Annotated in this window: 10 protein-coding genes; 5 read left to right on the top strand and 5 right to left on the bottom strand. The window is 66.2% G+C overall.

Translation table 11 applies throughout. From position 1 onward, the window contains the following. Nucleotides 1-179: 179 nt before the first annotated feature. The gene (locus FHW92_RS10200) at nucleotides 180-1,259 is read left to right on the top strand and encodes a glycosyltransferase family 4 protein (protein ID WP_168603149.1); all 1,080 of its coding nucleotides are present in this window, start codon (nucleotides 180-182) and stop codon (nucleotides 1,257-1,259) included. Here FHW92_RS10200 and FHW92_RS10195 read toward each other — a convergent pair. Continuing rightward, nucleotides 1,246-2,946: a hypothetical protein gene (locus FHW92_RS10195; RefSeq protein ID WP_168603148.1), complete on the bottom strand. Its 1,701-nt coding sequence runs from the start codon at nucleotides 2,944-2,946 to the stop codon at nucleotides 1,246-1,248. The two genes, FHW92_RS10200 and FHW92_RS10195, sit on opposite strands and share 14 nt — an antisense overlap. A 242-nt stretch (nucleotides 2,947-3,188) precedes the next feature. Between FHW92_RS10195 and FHW92_RS10190 the strand changes: the two genes are divergently transcribed. The 3 genes from FHW92_RS10190 to FHW92_RS26055 are packed head-to-tail and all read left to right on the top strand — an operon-like array spanning nucleotide 3,189 to nucleotide 6,870. Then, nucleotides 3,189-4,757, top strand: a complete 1,569-nt coding sequence (locus FHW92_RS10190) for an NAD(P)/FAD-dependent oxidoreductase (protein WP_168603558.1) — start codon at nucleotides 3,189-3,191, stop codon at nucleotides 4,755-4,757. An 11-nt stretch (nucleotides 4,758-4,768) separates the two neighbouring features. Next, on the top strand, nucleotides 4,769-5,167 hold the full coding sequence (locus tag FHW92_RS10185; protein WP_246870050.1) for a GtrA family protein: 399 nt from the start codon (nucleotides 4,769-4,771) through the stop codon (nucleotides 5,165-5,167). Further along, nucleotides 5,164-6,870, top strand: a complete 1,707-nt coding sequence (locus tag FHW92_RS26055) for a hypothetical protein (RefSeq protein WP_168603146.1) — start codon at nucleotides 5,164-5,166, stop codon at nucleotides 6,868-6,870. Before FHW92_RS10185 ends, FHW92_RS26055 begins: the two co-directional genes overlap by 4 nt. Here FHW92_RS26055 and msrB read toward each other — a convergent pair. The 3 genes from msrB to FHW92_RS10165 form a co-directional block, all read right to left on the bottom strand. After that, complete coding sequence (msrB, locus tag FHW92_RS10175; protein ID WP_246870099.1) at nucleotides 6,867-7,304, bottom strand: peptide-methionine (R)-S-oxide reductase MsrB; 438 nt, start codon at nucleotides 7,302-7,304, stop codon at nucleotides 6,867-6,869. The genes FHW92_RS26055 and msrB overlap by 4 nt on opposite strands. Nucleotides 7,305-7,506: 202 nt before the next feature. Then, entirely contained in the window at nucleotides 7,507-8,748 is a 1,242-nt protein-coding gene (locus FHW92_RS10170) for an ABC transporter permease (RefSeq protein WP_168603144.1), read from the bottom strand. Beyond that, on the bottom strand, nucleotides 8,745-9,689 hold the full coding sequence (locus FHW92_RS10165; protein WP_168603143.1) for an ATP-binding cassette domain-containing protein: 945 nt from the start codon (nucleotides 9,687-9,689) through the stop codon (nucleotides 8,745-8,747). Before FHW92_RS10165 ends, FHW92_RS10170 begins: the two co-directional genes overlap by 4 nt. Before the next feature lie 54 nt (nucleotides 9,690-9,743). Between FHW92_RS10165 and queG the strand changes: the two genes are divergently transcribed. Beyond that, nucleotides 9,744-10,808: a tRNA epoxyqueuosine(34) reductase QueG gene (gene queG / locus FHW92_RS10160; protein ID WP_246870049.1), complete on the top strand. Its 1,065-nt coding sequence runs from the start codon at nucleotides 9,744-9,746 to the stop codon at nucleotides 10,806-10,808. A 254-nt stretch (nucleotides 10,809-11,062) separates the two neighbouring features. Here the strand turns inward: queG and FHW92_RS10155 are convergent, their stop codons facing one another. Continuing rightward, entirely contained in the window at nucleotides 11,063-15,808 is a 4,746-nt protein-coding gene (locus tag FHW92_RS10155; protein ID WP_168603141.1) for an NAD-glutamate dehydrogenase domain-containing protein, read from the bottom strand. Nucleotides 15,809-15,955 lie beyond the last annotated feature (147 nt).

Raw genomic sequence — 15,955 nt, 5'->3', positions numbered from 1 at the left:
CTGCGGCGCAAATCAGCGCAACCTCGCCGCGCCGCAGGCCTTACAAACCTCGGCTAAACACGGCCCCGCCGACGAAGCGCAACCCCATAACGGGATTGCAAAGGGACGAGTCCCTTTGCCCGCCGGAGGCCCTTCTTTCCTCCTGCAAAACCGGCTACCCCCACCCCATGCACATCCTCATGGTCAGCCATTTTTTCGAAAGCCACCTTGGCGGGATTGAGCGCGTGGCGGGGCATTTGTCACGGCAGATGATCGCGCAGGGGGCGGAGCTGACATGGGCGGCCAGTGCGCAGGATGCGGCGCCGGTGGATATTCCCGCCCTCGCGCTGTCCTGCATCAATCCCACGGAGAGGCTGACGGGACTGCCCATGCCGATTCCGGGGCCGGTGGGGATGGCGGCGCTGTGGCGGGCGGTGGGGCGCTCCGATGCGGTGGTGGTGCATGATGCGCTGTATGTGACCTCGATACTGGCGCTGGTGATGGCACGGATGCGCGGGCGGCGGGTGGTGCTGATCCAGCATATTGCGGGCATTCCCTTTGCCTCGGCGGTGATGCGGGGGGTGATGGAGCTGGCCAACGCCATCGTGACGAGGCCGATGCTGCGGGCGGCTGACCGGCTGGTGTTTATTTCGGATACGGTGCGGCGCGATTTGGTCGGTGAACCGGCGCGGCGCGATTATACCTTGTTGTTTAATGGCGTGGATGGCGAAGTTTTTACGCGCATCGGCCCGGCGGCGCAGGGACTGCCTGCGGGCCAAAGGCGGGTGCTGTTCGTGGGCCGCTTTGTTGAGAAGAAGGGCCTGTCGATCCTGCGCGCGGTGGCGGCGATGCGGCCGGATATCAGTTTTCTGCTGGCGGGCGCGGGGCCGATCCGGCCTGCGTCATGGGGGCTGGACAATGTCCATGATCTGGGGCCGCAAAGCCCTGCGCAACTGGCCGCGCTTTATCGCAGCGCCGATTGCCTGTTGCTGCCCAGCGTGGGCGAGGGCTATCCGCTGGTGATTCAGGAGGCGATGGCCTGCGGATTGCCGGTGATCTGCGGCGCGCCCACGCATCTGGCCGATCCGGAGGCGGGGAAGTGGCTGCGCGGCGTGCCCGTCGATCTGGGCGATCCTGACGGCAGCGCGGCCCGCGTGGCCGCAATGCTGGATGCGCCGGGCCTTACCCTGCCCGAACGCGCGCAAATGGCGGCATGGGCGGCGGGCCGCTATTCCTGGGGCGCGATGGCGCGGGCGATCATGGGGCTTATGGCAGGCTGACCACCTTGCACCCGGCATTGGTAAACTCCTGCGTATGCCATGCGCGGCGACGCTCGGTGGTGCGGCCGGGCATCATGTTGAGTGCGCGCCCGATGCCGAAATAGAAGCTGCGCGCGGGCAGGGCCACCGTCTCGCCATGGGCGCAAAGGCGCGGGGCTATCTCTTCCAGATCGTCATAGCCATATTCGATCAGCCGCAGTGGACGGTTCGACAGATCCGGCCGGTTGATTCCCAGATCGAGCGCGAGCGGCGCGTCATAATTGCCGATGATGATGTAATCGGCATGAACCGTATCGATCTTCGCGCTGGCATCGGCAAAGGCGCCATAGAGGCGGTGGGCAAACCACCCCTGCATTGGGATCAGCACCACCAGCGTCAGCCCCGACAGCGCCACCAGCCCCCCGCGCAGCCGGTCGCGCCATGCCGTCCCCAGACTTTGCCAGCCCAGCGCGCCCAGCAGCGCCACATTGCCCAGCATCGGGTGCAGATAGCGATAGCCAAACCCATGGCCCTGATAGGGCAGGATCAGCCCCATCACCACGACCACGATCACCGCCCCGCCCAGCAGTGCCAGCACTCGCCCGTCGCGCCGCCCGGCCCATGCGCCCACCGCCGCCAGCACCCAGAGCGCGGGATGCGTCCACGCCACCATGCGCAGCAGATTGGCCGCCATCAGCGTGCCATTGTCGCTGTTCTGCGCCAGCGTTTCCATCAGACGCGAGACATAATCGCTGCCCGCCTCGACCAGCACCGAATCCGGCCCGCGCACCGCATCGAGCGTCAGATGCGGCCACCACAGCCAGAACAGGCTGATCGCCAGATAGCCCCCGACAAACAGCGCAAGCCGCCCCCAGCGCCTTTCCCACAGCAGGAGCGCCAGCCATGGCGCCACGAACATGGGATGAAACAGCGGCTGGTGCAGCCCCGTGGCGACAAAGCCCACCGCCAGCGCCGCCAGATCGCTGCGCCGCGTATCGCGCAGAAACAGCCACAGCCAGACCAGATTGAAGGCCAGATGGGCGGGCATGGCAAAGCGGCTCATGGCCGAAAACAGCACCTGACCCGAAAGCAGGAACAGCGCCATCATCACCGCCAGCGCGTCCTGATCCGGCCCCAGCAACCGCCGGCCCACGCGCCAGAGCGCCAGCACCGAAACCGCCATCAGCAGCGGCGTCTTGAGCGGGCCGAGCAGCGCCTCCAGCATCGCATTGCCCGGCAGATAGGTCGACACCCATGCCGCAGGCCGCGCCAGCGGCATCATGAACAAGGTGTTGAGCGCGGGAATATCGCCGCGCCATTCCACCGGCACCGGCCATGCCAGCCGCCCGGCGCGATAGATCGCCGCATCGAAACTGACCATCTGTTCGTCGCGGCTGAGATCATAGCCCGACAGCACCAGATAATGGCCCGCCAGCGCCACCAGCGCGGCCAGGGCCGTCAGCCCCCAGACCGCCCGCGTGTCGATCCGCCATGCGCGCACCAGCGGCCAGCGCCGCAGCGCCACCGCCGCCCCGGTCCATGCCCAGAGCATCGCGAGCAACAGCCATTGATCCTGCAACTTGCGATAGAATACGGTGATTTCAGGATGGGCAGGCGGCGCGGCCAGCCACAGGCCCACCACCACCAGCGTCCACCCCACCATCAACGCCGGCAGCCATCGGCCCCCCGGCGCGGCATCCTTGCCCATTCGACCCGCCTTATATTACCCAACCCCGTCCATCCTGCCCCAGCGCGCGGCAAATGGCCAGTGGTCGCTTGCGGCCGGGCAAATAGGCATATTTGCGTGGATCAAAGAGGCTGCTTAACGATTTGTTGTCCATTTTCCTTCACCCCAAAAGGGGACGGAAATTGGGGAATCAGATGGCTTTTGGCAGCCCCGAGGCGGGCAAGACAGCGGGCGGATCGGTCGGCGCGGCGGGCAGGGCCGCGATGGTCGATGTGGCGATCATCGGCGCGGGTCCGGCGGGGCTGACGGCGGCCTATCTGCTGACCAAGGCGGGGCTGAGCGTGGCGGTCATCGAAAAGGATGAGCGCTATGTCGGCGGCATCTCGCGCACGGTCGAGCATGAGGGCTATCGCTTCGACATCGGCGGCCATCGGTTCTTTTCCAAATCGCAGGCGGTGGTTGATCTGTGGAACGAGATCCTGCCCCATGATTTCATCCAGCGCCCGCGCATGAGCCGGATCTATTACGAGGGCAAATTCTACTCCTATCCGCTGCGCGCCTTTGAGGCTTTGCGCAATCTGGGCCTGTGGCGCAGCGCGGCCTGCATGGCCAGTTTCGCGCGCGCCAAGGCGTTTCCGCGCAAGAGTGTCAAATCCTTCGAGGACTGGACCGTCAACCAGTTCGGGCAGAAGCTGTTCTCGATCTTCTTCAAGACCTATACCGAAAAGGTGTGGGGTATGCCCTGCGATGAAATGAGCGCGGATTGGGCGGCGCAGCGGATCAAGGGGCTTTCGCTGTGGGGCGCGGTGGTTGATGGGCTGAAGCGCTCGCTGGGGCTCAACAAACGCCCCAATGACGGGATGGCGACCAAGACGCTGCTCGAGAGTTTCCGCTATCCCCGCCTCGGGCCGGGCATGATGTGGGAGGCCGCGCGCGACCATGTGATCGCCAGCGGGCGCGGACAGGTGTTGATGGGCCATGCCCTCAAGCAGCTCTCGCAAGGACCGGACGGGCAATGGCGCGTTTCGGCCGGCCACAGCCATGGCGAGACGGTGATCCATGCCGCCCATGTCATTTCCAGCGCCCCGATGCGCGAACTGGCCGGGCGCATCCATCCCCTGCCGGTGTCCCTGCCCGAGGCGATGGAGCTGAAATATCGCGATTTCCTGACCGTGGCGCTCAAGATCCGGTCGCAGGATCTGTTTCCCGACAACTGGATCTATATCCATGATTCCAAGGTTCAGGTCGGCCGCATCCAGAATTTCCGCAGCTGGTCGCCTGAAATGGTGCCCGAGGCGGGTGTGGCCTGTGTGGGTCTGGAATATTTCTGTTTCGAGGGCGATGGCCTGTGGTCGCAAAGCGATGAGGATCTGATCGCCCTTGCCACGCGAGAGATGGAGATTCTGGGCCTTGTGCGCGCAGAGCAAGTGATCGGCGGCGCGGTGGTGCGTCAGGAAAAGGCCTATCCGGTCTATGACGAGACCTATGCCGACCATGTGGCGGCGATGCGCGCCGATCTTGAGGCGCGCTTCCCCACGCTGCATATGGTGGGGCGCAACGGGATGCACCGATACAACAACCAGGATCACGCGATGATGACCGCGATGCTGACGGTGGAAAACATCAAGGCCGGGGCGCGCATCTATGACATCTGGCGCGTGAACGAGGATGCCGAATATCACGAGGCGGGCGATGAGGGCGCGCATCGCGAAGCCGTCCGGCCCGCCGCGAACCCCACGCCCGATCAGGCCGCAGCGCTGGCTTCGACGCGAGATGTGCCGCAACGGCTGGTCGAAAATAAGCGATCCGGCGACAAGCGACGCGCGGCCTGATGCGTTCCCTCTTGCCTGTCCTCTTGGGGGCGCGGGCGCTGCGCTATCTGGGCGTCAGCGTCGCGGCGCTGGGGGCGGACATGGGGGCTTTTGTGCTGCTTTTGCGCTTGGGCGCGGCGGCGGCGCCCGCTTCGGCGCTGGCCTATGGGCTGGGGGTGGGGCTGCATTGGTGGCTCTGTGCGCGGGTGGTGTTTGACGCGGCCGACGGCGCGGCGCGCTGGATGCAAAAGCTGCTTTTTGTGGGATCTGCGCTGGTCGGACTGGGCCTGACGGTGGCCATCGTGGGGCTGGGCGCAAGGGCCGGGTTTGATCCGCGCCTTGCCAAAATCGCGGCGGTGGGCGTCAGTTTCATCGCCACATGGCTGCTGCGCTCGCTGGTGGTCTTCAAACCCCGACTGGCGGCGGCGTGAGGGGCGATATCCGCGATTTCCTGAAACGGGCGGCGCTGGCCTATGGGCTGGTGGTTTTGCTGCTGCTGCTGACCAATGCGGGGGGAATTGCGGCGGGGCGTTTCCCCGATCCCGACGATGCGCTGCGGCTGGTTGAATTACGCGACTGGCTGGGCGGACAGGGCTGGTTTGACGCGACGCAGCACCGGATCGACCCGGCCCATGGCGGGGTGGCGATGCATTGGTCGCGGATTGTCGATGTCCCGCTGGCGATGGTGGTGCTGGCTTTGCGGCCGCTGTTGGGGGGCGATGGCGCGGAACTGGCAGCCATGCTGATCGTGCCGATGCTGACGCTGGCCATGGTGCTGGTGCTGGTGGCGCGGGTGGCGTGGGAAAGGCTGGGGGCCGAGGCCGCGACGCTCTCTTGCCTGACGCTGGCCATGTCGGTGCCGGTGGTGACGCAGATCCGGCCCATGCGGATCGACCATCACGGCTGGCAGGTGGCCGCCGCGATGCTGGCGCTGCAAGGGCTGATGACGCGCCATGCGCGGATCGGCGGGTGGATTTCGGGGGCGGCGCTGGCCATTGGCCTGTCGATCAGCCTTGAAGGCTTGCCGCTGACGGCGGTGTTTGGGACGCTGGGGGTGTGGCGCTGGCTGCGAGGCGGGGAAACGAAATATTGGCTGGCGCATTTCGCCGCCGCGCTGGCGGTTGTGTCGCTGGCCTGTTTTGCGGCCACGCGCTGGGGCGATTGGGCGCAGCATTGCGATGCGATTGCGCCGGTGCATCTGGCCATGTTCGTCTGGGCAGCGGTGGTTTTGCGCCTGTGGCGCGGCCCGGCGCTGGTGGGCTTTGCCATCACGGGTGCGGGTGCTTTGGCGCTCTATTTCGGCCTTGCCCCGCAATGCCGGGGGGGCAGTTTCAACATGCTCGACCCGCTGGTCCAGCGCCTGTGGTATCAGCAGGTGGCCGAAGGGCTGCCGGTATGGCGTCAGGATTGGGCGACAGCGTTGCAGACCGTGGTGCCTCCGCTTTTCGCGCTTTACGCCTGCGCCGGTCTGATCCGGCGCAGCGCGGGCGAGGAGCGCGTGTGGTGGCGGGAATATATGCTGATCCTTGGCGGGGCGCTGGGGGTGGCGGTGCTGGTGACGCGGGCCGGGGCGGTGGCGGGGGCCTTTTCGGCGGTGCCGCTGGCCTGGCTGGTGGGAGAATGGCTGGTGGCGGCGCGGCAAGGGCGGCCGGTGGCGGTGCTGGGGATTGTCGCGGCCATGGTGCCATCCGCGCCGATCACGGTTTGGGGCATGGTGCCGCATAAGGCGTCCAGCCCGACAACCACGACGGCGCAGCGGGTTTCGAGCTGCGAAGCGCGGCGCCATGCTGCGGTGCTGAACACTCTGCCGCAGGGGACCATTCTGGCCCCGCTCGATATCGGGCCCGATCTCCTGCTGGGCAGTCGGGACAGCGTGCTGGCCACCGGCCATCATCGCGGCGCGCGCGGGATGCATGATGCCATCGCCGCTTTTGTCGCCCCGCCCGATCAGGCGCGCGCGATCATTCGGGCCGATCATATCGCCTATGTCGCGCTCTGCCCCGATCTGGGCGAGCCGCAGATTTATGCGCGCGAGGCCCCGCATGGGTTGGCGGCGCAATTGCTGGCCGGGCGGGCACCGTCATGGCTGGCGCCTGTGGCCGCCGATGGTCTGCAAATCTGGCGTGTGCGTTAGGCCGGGGTAAACTTCATCGCCGCGCCGTTCATGCAATAGCGCAGCCCCGTGGGACGCGGGCCATCGTCGAACACATGGCCCAGATGGCCCCCGCATTGCGCGCAATGCACCTCGGTGCGGGCATAGCCCAATTCGTGATCGGTGCTGGTGCCCACCGCGCCGTCGAGCGGGCGCCAGAAGCTGGGCCAGCCTGTGCCCGAATCGAATTTGGTGAAGGAGGCGAAGAGCGGATGATTGTCCGCCGCGCAGACGAAGGTGCCCTTGCGATGCTCTTTGAGCAGGGGTGAGGTAAAGGGATATTCGGTCTGTTTGCCGCGCAGCACATTATATTGCTGAGGCGTCAGCCGTTTGCGCCACTCGGCATCGGGCAAGGTCAGCGGGAAAGCGGCCCATGCCCGCGCCGGGATCAGGGCGGCGGCGGCAAGGCCGATCATCAGTTGGCGGCGGGTGGGGCGCATATCACTTCTCCCTTTGCCCTCTATACGTGGCGCAAAGGGAAAAAGTTTCAAGTTGCCCTGTTGGGTGGAAAATCGCCTCCGCGATTTTCCTGCGGCCCCGGCCCTCTCCTCCGGCCCTGCCACCCATAAATTGTGCCCTACCGAGTATCAGGGCCGGAGAAGAGGGCCGGGGCCGCTATCACTTTTTCCCCATCAAGGCCGCGATCAGGCCGCGCTTTTGCCCCGTCCCCTGCGGCCCGCTCTTCATCACCCGCTTGCGGAACAGCGCTGCCCCGCCGCGCACAAAGATCGCCACCCAAAGCGCTTGCCAGCCCAGCGCGGCCAGATGCGGCCACAGCCCTTCCTGCATCGCCGCGCGCGCCAACATGGCAAAGGGCGAGGAGAAGGGCACCACCATGGCAGCGATCTCGATGGCCGAACCGGGGCGCGCCATCGCATAGGAGGCGAAGAAGAACACCATCAACTGCCCCATCGTGACCGGCATGTTCAGCGTCTGGATCTCGCGCACCGAATTGGCCATCGAGCCGATGGCAAGGAAGATCGAGCCCAGCACCAGATAGGCCATCGCGAAATAGGCCACCCCCAGCGCAATGAACAAAGGCCAGCCCACCGCAGGCGTCACCAGTTCGGGAATATGCACCCAGCCCGCCATCGAAAGCGTCGCCCCCGACACCGCCCAGACGCCGATGCCGACAAAGCTGATCGCCAGCATGGCGAAGAGCTTGCCGAAAAATACCGATTCCATCGGGATCGCGGCGGCCAGTATCTCGATGACCTTGTTGCCCTTTTCCTCCATCAGATTGGACAGCACCATGCCCGCCAGCAGCATGGTGAGCAGGAAGAGCAAGGTCTGCCCTCCCTGCGCGGTCAGCACGCGATTATGCGCCTGCGCGGCGGTGGAGGTGGCCGTGGGGGCCAGCGCGACATCGGGCAGCACATCCGGCCCATGGCCCGTCGCCCGCGCCGCGATCAGCGAGACCGCGCCCTGCCATGCGGCCAGACGGCCCGGTGTACCGGTCAGCACCGGCGCTTTGGCCGTGCCCGAAATGATGGCCGAGAGATTGCCGCCATTGATGCTCTTATCAGCCAGCGCCGCGCGCGGATCGGGTTTTTCGCCCGGATGCAGCCGCGCCACCACCACCAGATCGGGCAGATCATCGCGCAGCGCCGGTTCGAGCGCATGGCGCGCGGTCAGCATCGCATCAATATCCTCGCCCGCCATCATCAGGCCGATTTGCGGCGTATCGACGGCATTTTCGACATGGGCGCCGATGCTGCCCGCCATGGCCCCCACGAACAGCGGAAACAAAGGCCCCAGCAGGAAGAAGATGAAGCTGCGGCTCCACAATATGGCGACAAAATCACGGCGGGCGACGACAAAGGCGCCGGCAAGCGTGGAAAGGCGGCCCTTATGGATCATGCCGCTTCCTCCTGCGTGGGTTGGCCAAGGGCGCGGGCGGCGGCCTCACCGGCAATGGCGACGAAAGCGTCGTGCAGCCCCGCGCGTTCGATGGAGAGCGAGAGAATGCCCGCCTCACCTTCGATCAGCGCGCGCAGCAAAGGTTCGACCCCGGTGTCAGGCAGGGGGAAGGACCACAGGGCGCCTTCATGACGCGCATCGGCGGGCAAAGCAGCGCGCCAAGGCCCATCGGCGTGGCGGGTTTCAAGGCGGACCTGCGCCGGGATGCGATCGCGCGCCACATCCACCGGCCCGGCAAAGGGCACGCGGCCCCCGGCGATGATCGCCACCTCGTCGCATAATCTTTCGGCATGGGCGATGACATGGGTGGAAAAGATCACCGTGGTCCCACCCGCCGCCAGCGCGCGGATCATCTTTTCCAGCTTGCCCTGATTGAGCGCATCAAGGCCGGAGAAGGGTTCATCGAAAATCACCAGATCGGGCTGATGGACCAGCGTGCCAAGGATCTGCACCTGTTGCGCCATGCCTTTGGAAAGCTGGCGGATCTGGCGGTCGATGGCATAGGACAGGCCGTGCTCCTCCATCATCGCCTTGCCGCGCCTGCGCCCTTCGGCCAGAGGCAGGCCGCGCAGCGCGCCCATGAAGGCAATCGCTTCATAGGTCTTCATCGTGGGATAAAGCCCGCGTTCTTCGGGCAGGTAGCCGATGCGGTGCGCCACATCATGCGGGCGATCCGCGCCCAGAATGCGCCGCCCCCCCGAATCAGGGTCGATAATCCCCTGTAGCATCCGCAAGGTCGTGGTCTTGCCCGCGCCATTGGGGCCAAGGATGCCGTAAATCGCCCCTTGCGGCACGGACAGATCGACGCCATCGACGGCGGTGAACCCGTCAAACCGTTTGACGAGGCCGCGCGCCTCAATGGCCCAATCATTGCTCAGCACTTGCGGTTCCCCTAAGCGTTCTGGGTCATGCCCTTAACAGGATCTAGCCTTCCCTTGATTAACAATGCCATCCCCTCTCTGCAAAAAGCCTTGGGCGAAGAAGCGGCGCGTCTGGGCTTTGCCGCATTCGGCGTGGCGGCGGCGCAGGAGGATGCGACGCGCGCGGCCCGCCTCGAACAATGGCTGGAGGCCGGGTCCTATGGTCAGATGGAATGGATGGCGGACCGTCTGCACCACCGCCGTTCCCCGCAAGGACTCTGGCCTGAGGCGCAAAGCGTGATCGCGCTGGGCATGAGCTATGCCCCCGCCCATGATCCGCTCGCGCTGGCCGAACATGGGGATCGGGCGCGGATCTCGGTCTATTCGCAGGGGACCGATTATCACGATGTGGTCAAAAAGGCGCTGAAAGCTCTCGCCCGCTGGCTGGTCGATGCGGCGGTCAAGGCGGGATTGGGCGAGGTCGGGGTCAAGGTCTTTGTCGATACCGCCCCGGTGATGGAAAAGCCGCTCGCCGCCGCTGCAGGGCTGGGCTGGCAGGGCAAGCATACCAATGTCGTCAGCCGAGAGCATGGCTCATGGCTGTTCCTCGGCGCGATCTATACCACGCTGGCGTTTGAACCGGATGCGCCGGGCCGGGACCGCTGCGGATCATGCCGTGCCTGTCAGGACGCCTGCCCCACCGGCGCTTTCCCCGCGCCCTATCAATTGGATGCGCGGCGCTGCGTGTCCTACCTGACCATCGAGCATAAAGGGCCGATCCCGCTGGAATTCCGGGCGGCGCTAGGCAACCGCATCTATGGCTGCGACGATTGCCTCGCCGTCTGTCCATGGAACAAATTTGCCGATGCCGCCGCGCGCAACCGCGCCTTCCTGCCCCGCGCCGAACTGGTCGCACCCCGGATCGGCGAACTGCTGGCGCTCGACGATGCCGGGTTCAGGCGATTGTTTTCCGGCTCGCCCATAAAACGGATCGGGCGCAACCGCTTCGTCCGCAACTGCCTCTATGCGGCGGGCAACAGCGGGGATGCGGCGCTGATCGGGCCGGTGGAAGCCTTGTTGGGCGATGAGGATGAGGCGGTGGCCGAGGCGGCGGTGTGGGCTTTGGAGAGGTTGAGGTAGGGTTTTTAGGGTTTTTTGCCTCCGGCGGGCAAAGGGCGGGGGCCCTTTGCAATCCCGTTAATGGGGTGGTGGTTGGTTTGCGGGGGTGGGATGGAAATAAAGCCTGCGGCGCGGTGGGCTCATCCTTTTCCGCGCCGCAGGCTTTCAATATTCAAACGCCGCGTCCGACACCCATCCGCCGAACCCGATACACAACGCAGACAGTAACGGGAGCGCGAGGGTCTAGACCCTCGCACCAACCCTTTCCTTAAACCTCACCGCATCAACAACCCCCGCGCCTGCCCGGCAATCTGGGCCAACAGGGCGGGCGTGGTGGGCACGACCTTGCGCGCCCGCTCGATCATGCCGCCAAAGCGCGCCACGCCTTCGGCCTGTGCGGCCAGCCAGTCATTGACCGCTCCTTGCGGATCGCCGCCGTTCCAGCGGCGCAGCGCATCGAGCCGCATCTGCTGGAAATCTCGGGCGAGGCCGCCGACAAGCAGGCGTTCCCACGGGTCGGAGGGCGAGAGGCGCGCGGCGGTGGCCTGCGCCCAGTCGAGGCCCAGCGTCGCGCCAAGGCTGGTAAAGGCCTTGGCCAGCGAGACGGCTTCCAGCCCGGCACCATGGGCCAGCGCCGCGATGCCCACCGCCCCGTCAAGGTCGAACAGGCGCACCACGCTGCTCAATTCCGCCTCATTGGCCCCCGCCACCGAGAGTTCGGCGCGCAGGCGGGCCGATCCGCTGCGCGCCTCGGACACCAGCAGGCCGTCGAGCGCACCCGCCAATTCCTCCAGCGCCGGGGCCAGCGCATCGGCCAGCACCGAGGGGAATTCCTGCGCCGCGCTCGCGCGCAGCAGGTCGGCCATATGCCCGCGCAGCGCATGGGCCGCGCGTTCGAACAGCAGGATGCGCGCCGGTTCCTCCATCTGCCCGCTTTCGATATCGTTCCACACCGGCCCCATGGCGAACAGCCTTTCGGCGGCAAGGAAGGCGGCGGCCACATCGGCAAGGCTCACGCCTTCCTCTTCGGCCAGTTCGAAGGGGTGGATAAAGCCCATCCGGTTGACCAGCCGGTTGGCGATCCGCGTGGCCAGGATTTCCCGGCGCAGGCGGTGGTTCAGGATGTCCTCGCGGTATGTCTCGCGCATGGCGGGCGGGAAGGCGGCGAGCAGGTCCTCCTCCAGCCCCGGATCATCCAGCACGCCCGAGCGTTCCAGCGCATCCTGAAGCACCAGTTTCGCGCTGGAGAGCAGCACGGCCAGTTCGGGGCGGGTAAAGCCTTCCCCATCCTCGGCGCGGCGGTGGAATGTGTCGGCGTCCGCCAGCCCCTCGGTGCGGCGGTCGAGATGGCCGCCCTCCTCCAGCACCTCGATCAACCGGACATAGCCCGGCACGGCCGCCGCCCCGCCGCTTTCGGCAATGGACAGGCCCAGCGCCTGCAAGCGGTTATCCTCCAGCACCAGCGCCGCCACATCCTCGGTCATCGATGAGAGCAGGGCCACGCGGCCATCCTCGTCCAGCCTGCCCGCGCGCTTGGCGCTGGCCAGCGCGATCTTGATGTTGACCTCCTTGTCCGAGCAATCGACGCCTGCCGAATTGTCGATGAAGTCGGGATTGTCGCGTCCGCCCACGCCCTGCGCGCCATGCAGGCCATAGTCGATGCGGCCCGCCTGGGTGCAGCCCAGATTGCCGCCTTCGCCGATCACGCGGGCGCGCACATCGGCGCCGTTCACGCGGATCGCATCATTGGCCGGATCGCCCACATCGGCATGGGCCTCATGCGGGGCCTTCACATAGGTGCCGATGCCGCCAAACCAGAGCAGATCGACCGGGGCTTTCAGGATCGCGGTCATCAGGCTGTCGGGATCGATGCTTTCGCCTTCGATTCCCAAAGCCTCGCAGATTTCGGGGGAAAGCGGGATCGACTTCTGGGTTCGCGGAAACACCCCGCCGCCCTGCGAAATCAGGCTCTTGTCATAATCGTCCCAGCTCGACCGGGGCAGGGCGAAGAGGCGGCTGCGTTCCTCCCACGACTTTTCCGCGTCGGGCGCGGGGTCGAGGAAAATATGCCGGTGGTCAAAGGCCGCCACCAGCCGGATCGAGCGCGACAACAGCATCCCATTGCCGAACACATCGCCCGACATATCGCCCACGCCAACCACGCGGACCGGATCGGTCTGAACATCCACGCCCATTTCGCGGAAATGGCGCTGGACCGAAATCCATGCCCCGCGCGCGGTGATGCCCATCGCCTTGTGGTCATAGCCCTTGGACCCGCCGCTGGCGAAGGCATCGTCCAGCCAGAAGTCCTTTTCCGCCGCCAGCGCATTGGCCGTGTCGGAGAAAGTCGCGGTGCCCTTGTCGGCGGCGACCACGAAATAGGGATCCTCCCCATCGAGCACCACCATGCCCGCCGGATGCACCACCGCGCCATCGACGATATTGTCGGTGAGCGACAGCAGCGTGCGGATGAACAGCTTGTAGCTTTCGCGCCCTTCATTGGCCCATGCGTCGCGGTTTTGTGTGGGGTCGGGCAATTGCTTGGGATAGAAACCGCCCTTGGCCCCGGTGGGCACGATCACGGCGTTCTTGACGCGCTGCGCCTTCATCAGGCCCAGCACCTCGGTGCGGAAATCGTCGCGCCGGTCGGACCAGCGCAGGCCGCCGCGCGCCACCGGCCCGGCGCGCAGGTGGATGCCCTCGACGCGGGGTGAATAGACGAAGATTTCGCGCCACGGCAAAGGCTTGGGCAGGCCCGGCACAAGGGCTGAATCGAATTTGAAGGCCAGCGCCTCCCGCCCCGCATCGACAAAGGCATTGGTGCGCAGGCACGCATGAACCACCGCGCGGAAGGCGCGCAGCAGGCGGTCCTGGTTGATCGCGGTCACGCCCGCCAGCCCGTCGCGGATCGCTTCTTCGGCCTGCGCTTCGGCCTTGTCGCGGTCCTCGATGCCGGGCTGATGGCGCGCGCGCAGCAGATCGACCAGACCCAGCGTGACCATCGGCGCGCCCAACAGCGCATCGACCGCCGTATCAATGCCATAGGACAGGCCGGTTTGCCGCAGATAGCGATAGAAGGCGCGCAGCCAGTTGGCCTCCCGCGCGGAAAGGCCCACGCCCACGATCAGCCGGTTGAACCCGTCATTCTCGCCCGCGCCATGCAGCATCGCGGTCAGCGCATCCTCGATGATCGGCGCATGGCCCAGCACCTCGCCCAGCGATTGCCCGCCGCGCAGCGTCAGCACGAAATCATGAATCGAACCCAGCGCCAGATCGCCCGATTCCAGCGTGGTGGGAATCGTGTCGATCACGCGGAAACCGAAATTCTCCAGCGCGGGCACGACATCCGACAGGATCAGCGAACCATGGCGCTGATAGAGTTTCAGGCGCAATTGCCCTTCCTCGTCGCCGGGCAGGCGATAGAGGCGCACGCCGCGCTGATGGGCATCGTCATCGGGCGCGCCGGCGATGCGGCGCAGATGGCCGATGTCCTGCGCGGCCTCGGCCGGGCCATAGAGGTTGCGATAGGCAATGGGGAAGGCCCCGGCATAGCGCCCGGCGATGGCGGCGGCGCGGCCCGGTTCCTCGCTGCGGGCGATTTCGGCCTCCACCGCATCGCCCCATCCGCGCAGCATCGCGCGCAGCCGGGCGTCCAGCGCTGCCTCATCGGGTTCGGGACAGGTCTCCAGCGTCTCGTCCACCGACAGGGTAAAGCGCAACTGGGCCAGATTGGATCCCTCGACCTCAAGGCTCCAGTCGATCACCTGGCCGCCGGTGGCCTCGCTCAGCATCTGGGCGATTTCGTGGCGGACCTCGGTGGCCACCGAATCGCGGGGCAGCCAGACGAAGGCGTAGAGATGCCTTTCCAGCGGGGCGCAGACCAGCGCGATGCGCGGGCGCGGGCGGTCGATCAGGCTCATCATGGCCAGCGCCACACGCTCCATATCGACATCGGTAAAGCCGATCATCAGATCATGGGGCAGGCTGGTCATCGCATGCGTCAGCACCTTGCCCGCATGGCCGTTGGGGCTGAATTCATGCTTTTCCAGCAGCGCGGAGAGCTGCGCGCGCATCAGCGGCACATGGCCCGGCGCGGTGGCCAGCGCGGCGCTGGTCCATACCCCGGCATGGACCGAAAGCGCGGCCAGCTTGCCTTCCTCGATCACCGGCAGGATGAACAGGTCGAGCGGCACCCGGCGGTGGACATGGGCGATCCGGTTCGATTTGACGATCAGCGGCAGGCGGCCCGCCCCGCCCCGCGCCAGAAACTGGTCGAACCAGGCAAAGCAGCGGGCATAGGCGGGCGCGGAGAGCAATTCCCATGTGCTTTTCCGGCAAATGCCCAGCGCGCCCGTCTGCGTGCCGTCGCGGCGGCGCACGACATGGCCCAGTTGCGTCAGCATTCCGTCATTGAACCAGCGCAGCAGGGCGGCGCCCTCGGTCCGGTCCATCGCGTTCAAGGTGGCGGCATCATCGACCATGGCGCGCTGAATCGCGGGCCAATCGCCCACCGCCGCGCGCACATCGCCCAGCGTGACGCCCAGCGCCGCCGAAATGGCCGAGCGCGTGCGCGCATCCGCCCGCGCGGTTTCCAGATAGACCATCGATTCGCGCGGGATGCCGGGGCCGTGATCCTCGGGAATCTCTGTGATCTCGCCGCGCCCGTCGCGCAGCACCGGCACCACCGGATGCAGCAACCGGTCAATCACCAGCCCCTGCGCCGAAATCGTCGTGGCGATCGAATCGACCAGAAAAGGCATGTCTTCATTGACGATGGCGATGCGCATGAAACGCCCGCCCCCTTCGCGCGAGACATTTTCGATGGAAAGCGCGGTCTGCGTCCTTTCCCGGCGCCCTCCGGCGGCCAGCAGGAAACGCGCCGCCGCGATCAGGCCATCGGCGTCCAGATCGCCGTCGCCGGGCAATTGCGCCTCGGCCAGATGGCGGGCCAGCGCGGTTTCGCGCGGGTCGATCGCAGGGGTTTGGGAAAGGGATTCGGGCTTACGAGAACTCTTGGTCATTGTCGGACACACTCTCCCCCCGTGGCCGGGGATGCGGCCGGGGCAGGGGGGGATTCCCGGCTGCCCGGGGCCTGTATTACGACTTGGTCTTGGTTCGCCCCATCCGGTCTAGCCATCAGAGGTTACGCATTTGTGTTATTTTATTAC

It is taken from the genome of Novosphingobium sp. SG707 (assembly GCF_012275515.1).
Lineage (GTDB): Bacteria > Pseudomonadota > Alphaproteobacteria > Sphingomonadales > Sphingomonadaceae > Novosphingobium.
This window is presented reverse-complemented; position numbering and strand designations above follow the sequence as displayed.

Bases quoted from the DNA above. Each gene is read 5' to 3' on its own strand.
- FHW92_RS10200 (WP_168603149.1), top strand. From the start codon at position 180: ATGGTCAGCCATTTTTTCGAAAGCCACCTTGGCGGGATTGAGCGCGTG.
- msrB (WP_246870099.1), bottom strand. From the start codon at position 7,304: ATGATCGGCCTTGCCGCCGCCGCCCTGATCCCGGCGCGGGCATGGGCC.
- FHW92_RS10190 (WP_168603558.1), top strand. From the start codon at position 3,189: ATGGTCGATGTGGCGATCATCGGCGCGGGTCCGGCGGGGCTGACGGCG.
- FHW92_RS10195 (WP_168603148.1), bottom strand. From the start codon at position 2,946: ATGGGCAAGGATGCCGCGCCGGGGGGCCGATGGCTGCCGGCGTTGATG.
- FHW92_RS10155 (WP_168603141.1), bottom strand. From the start codon at position 15,808: ATGACCAAGAGTTCTCGTAAGCCCGAATCCCTTTCCCAAACCCCTGCG.
- FHW92_RS10170 (WP_168603144.1), bottom strand. From the start codon at position 8,748: ATGATCCATAAGGGCCGCCTTTCCACGCTTGCCGGCGCCTTTGTCGTC.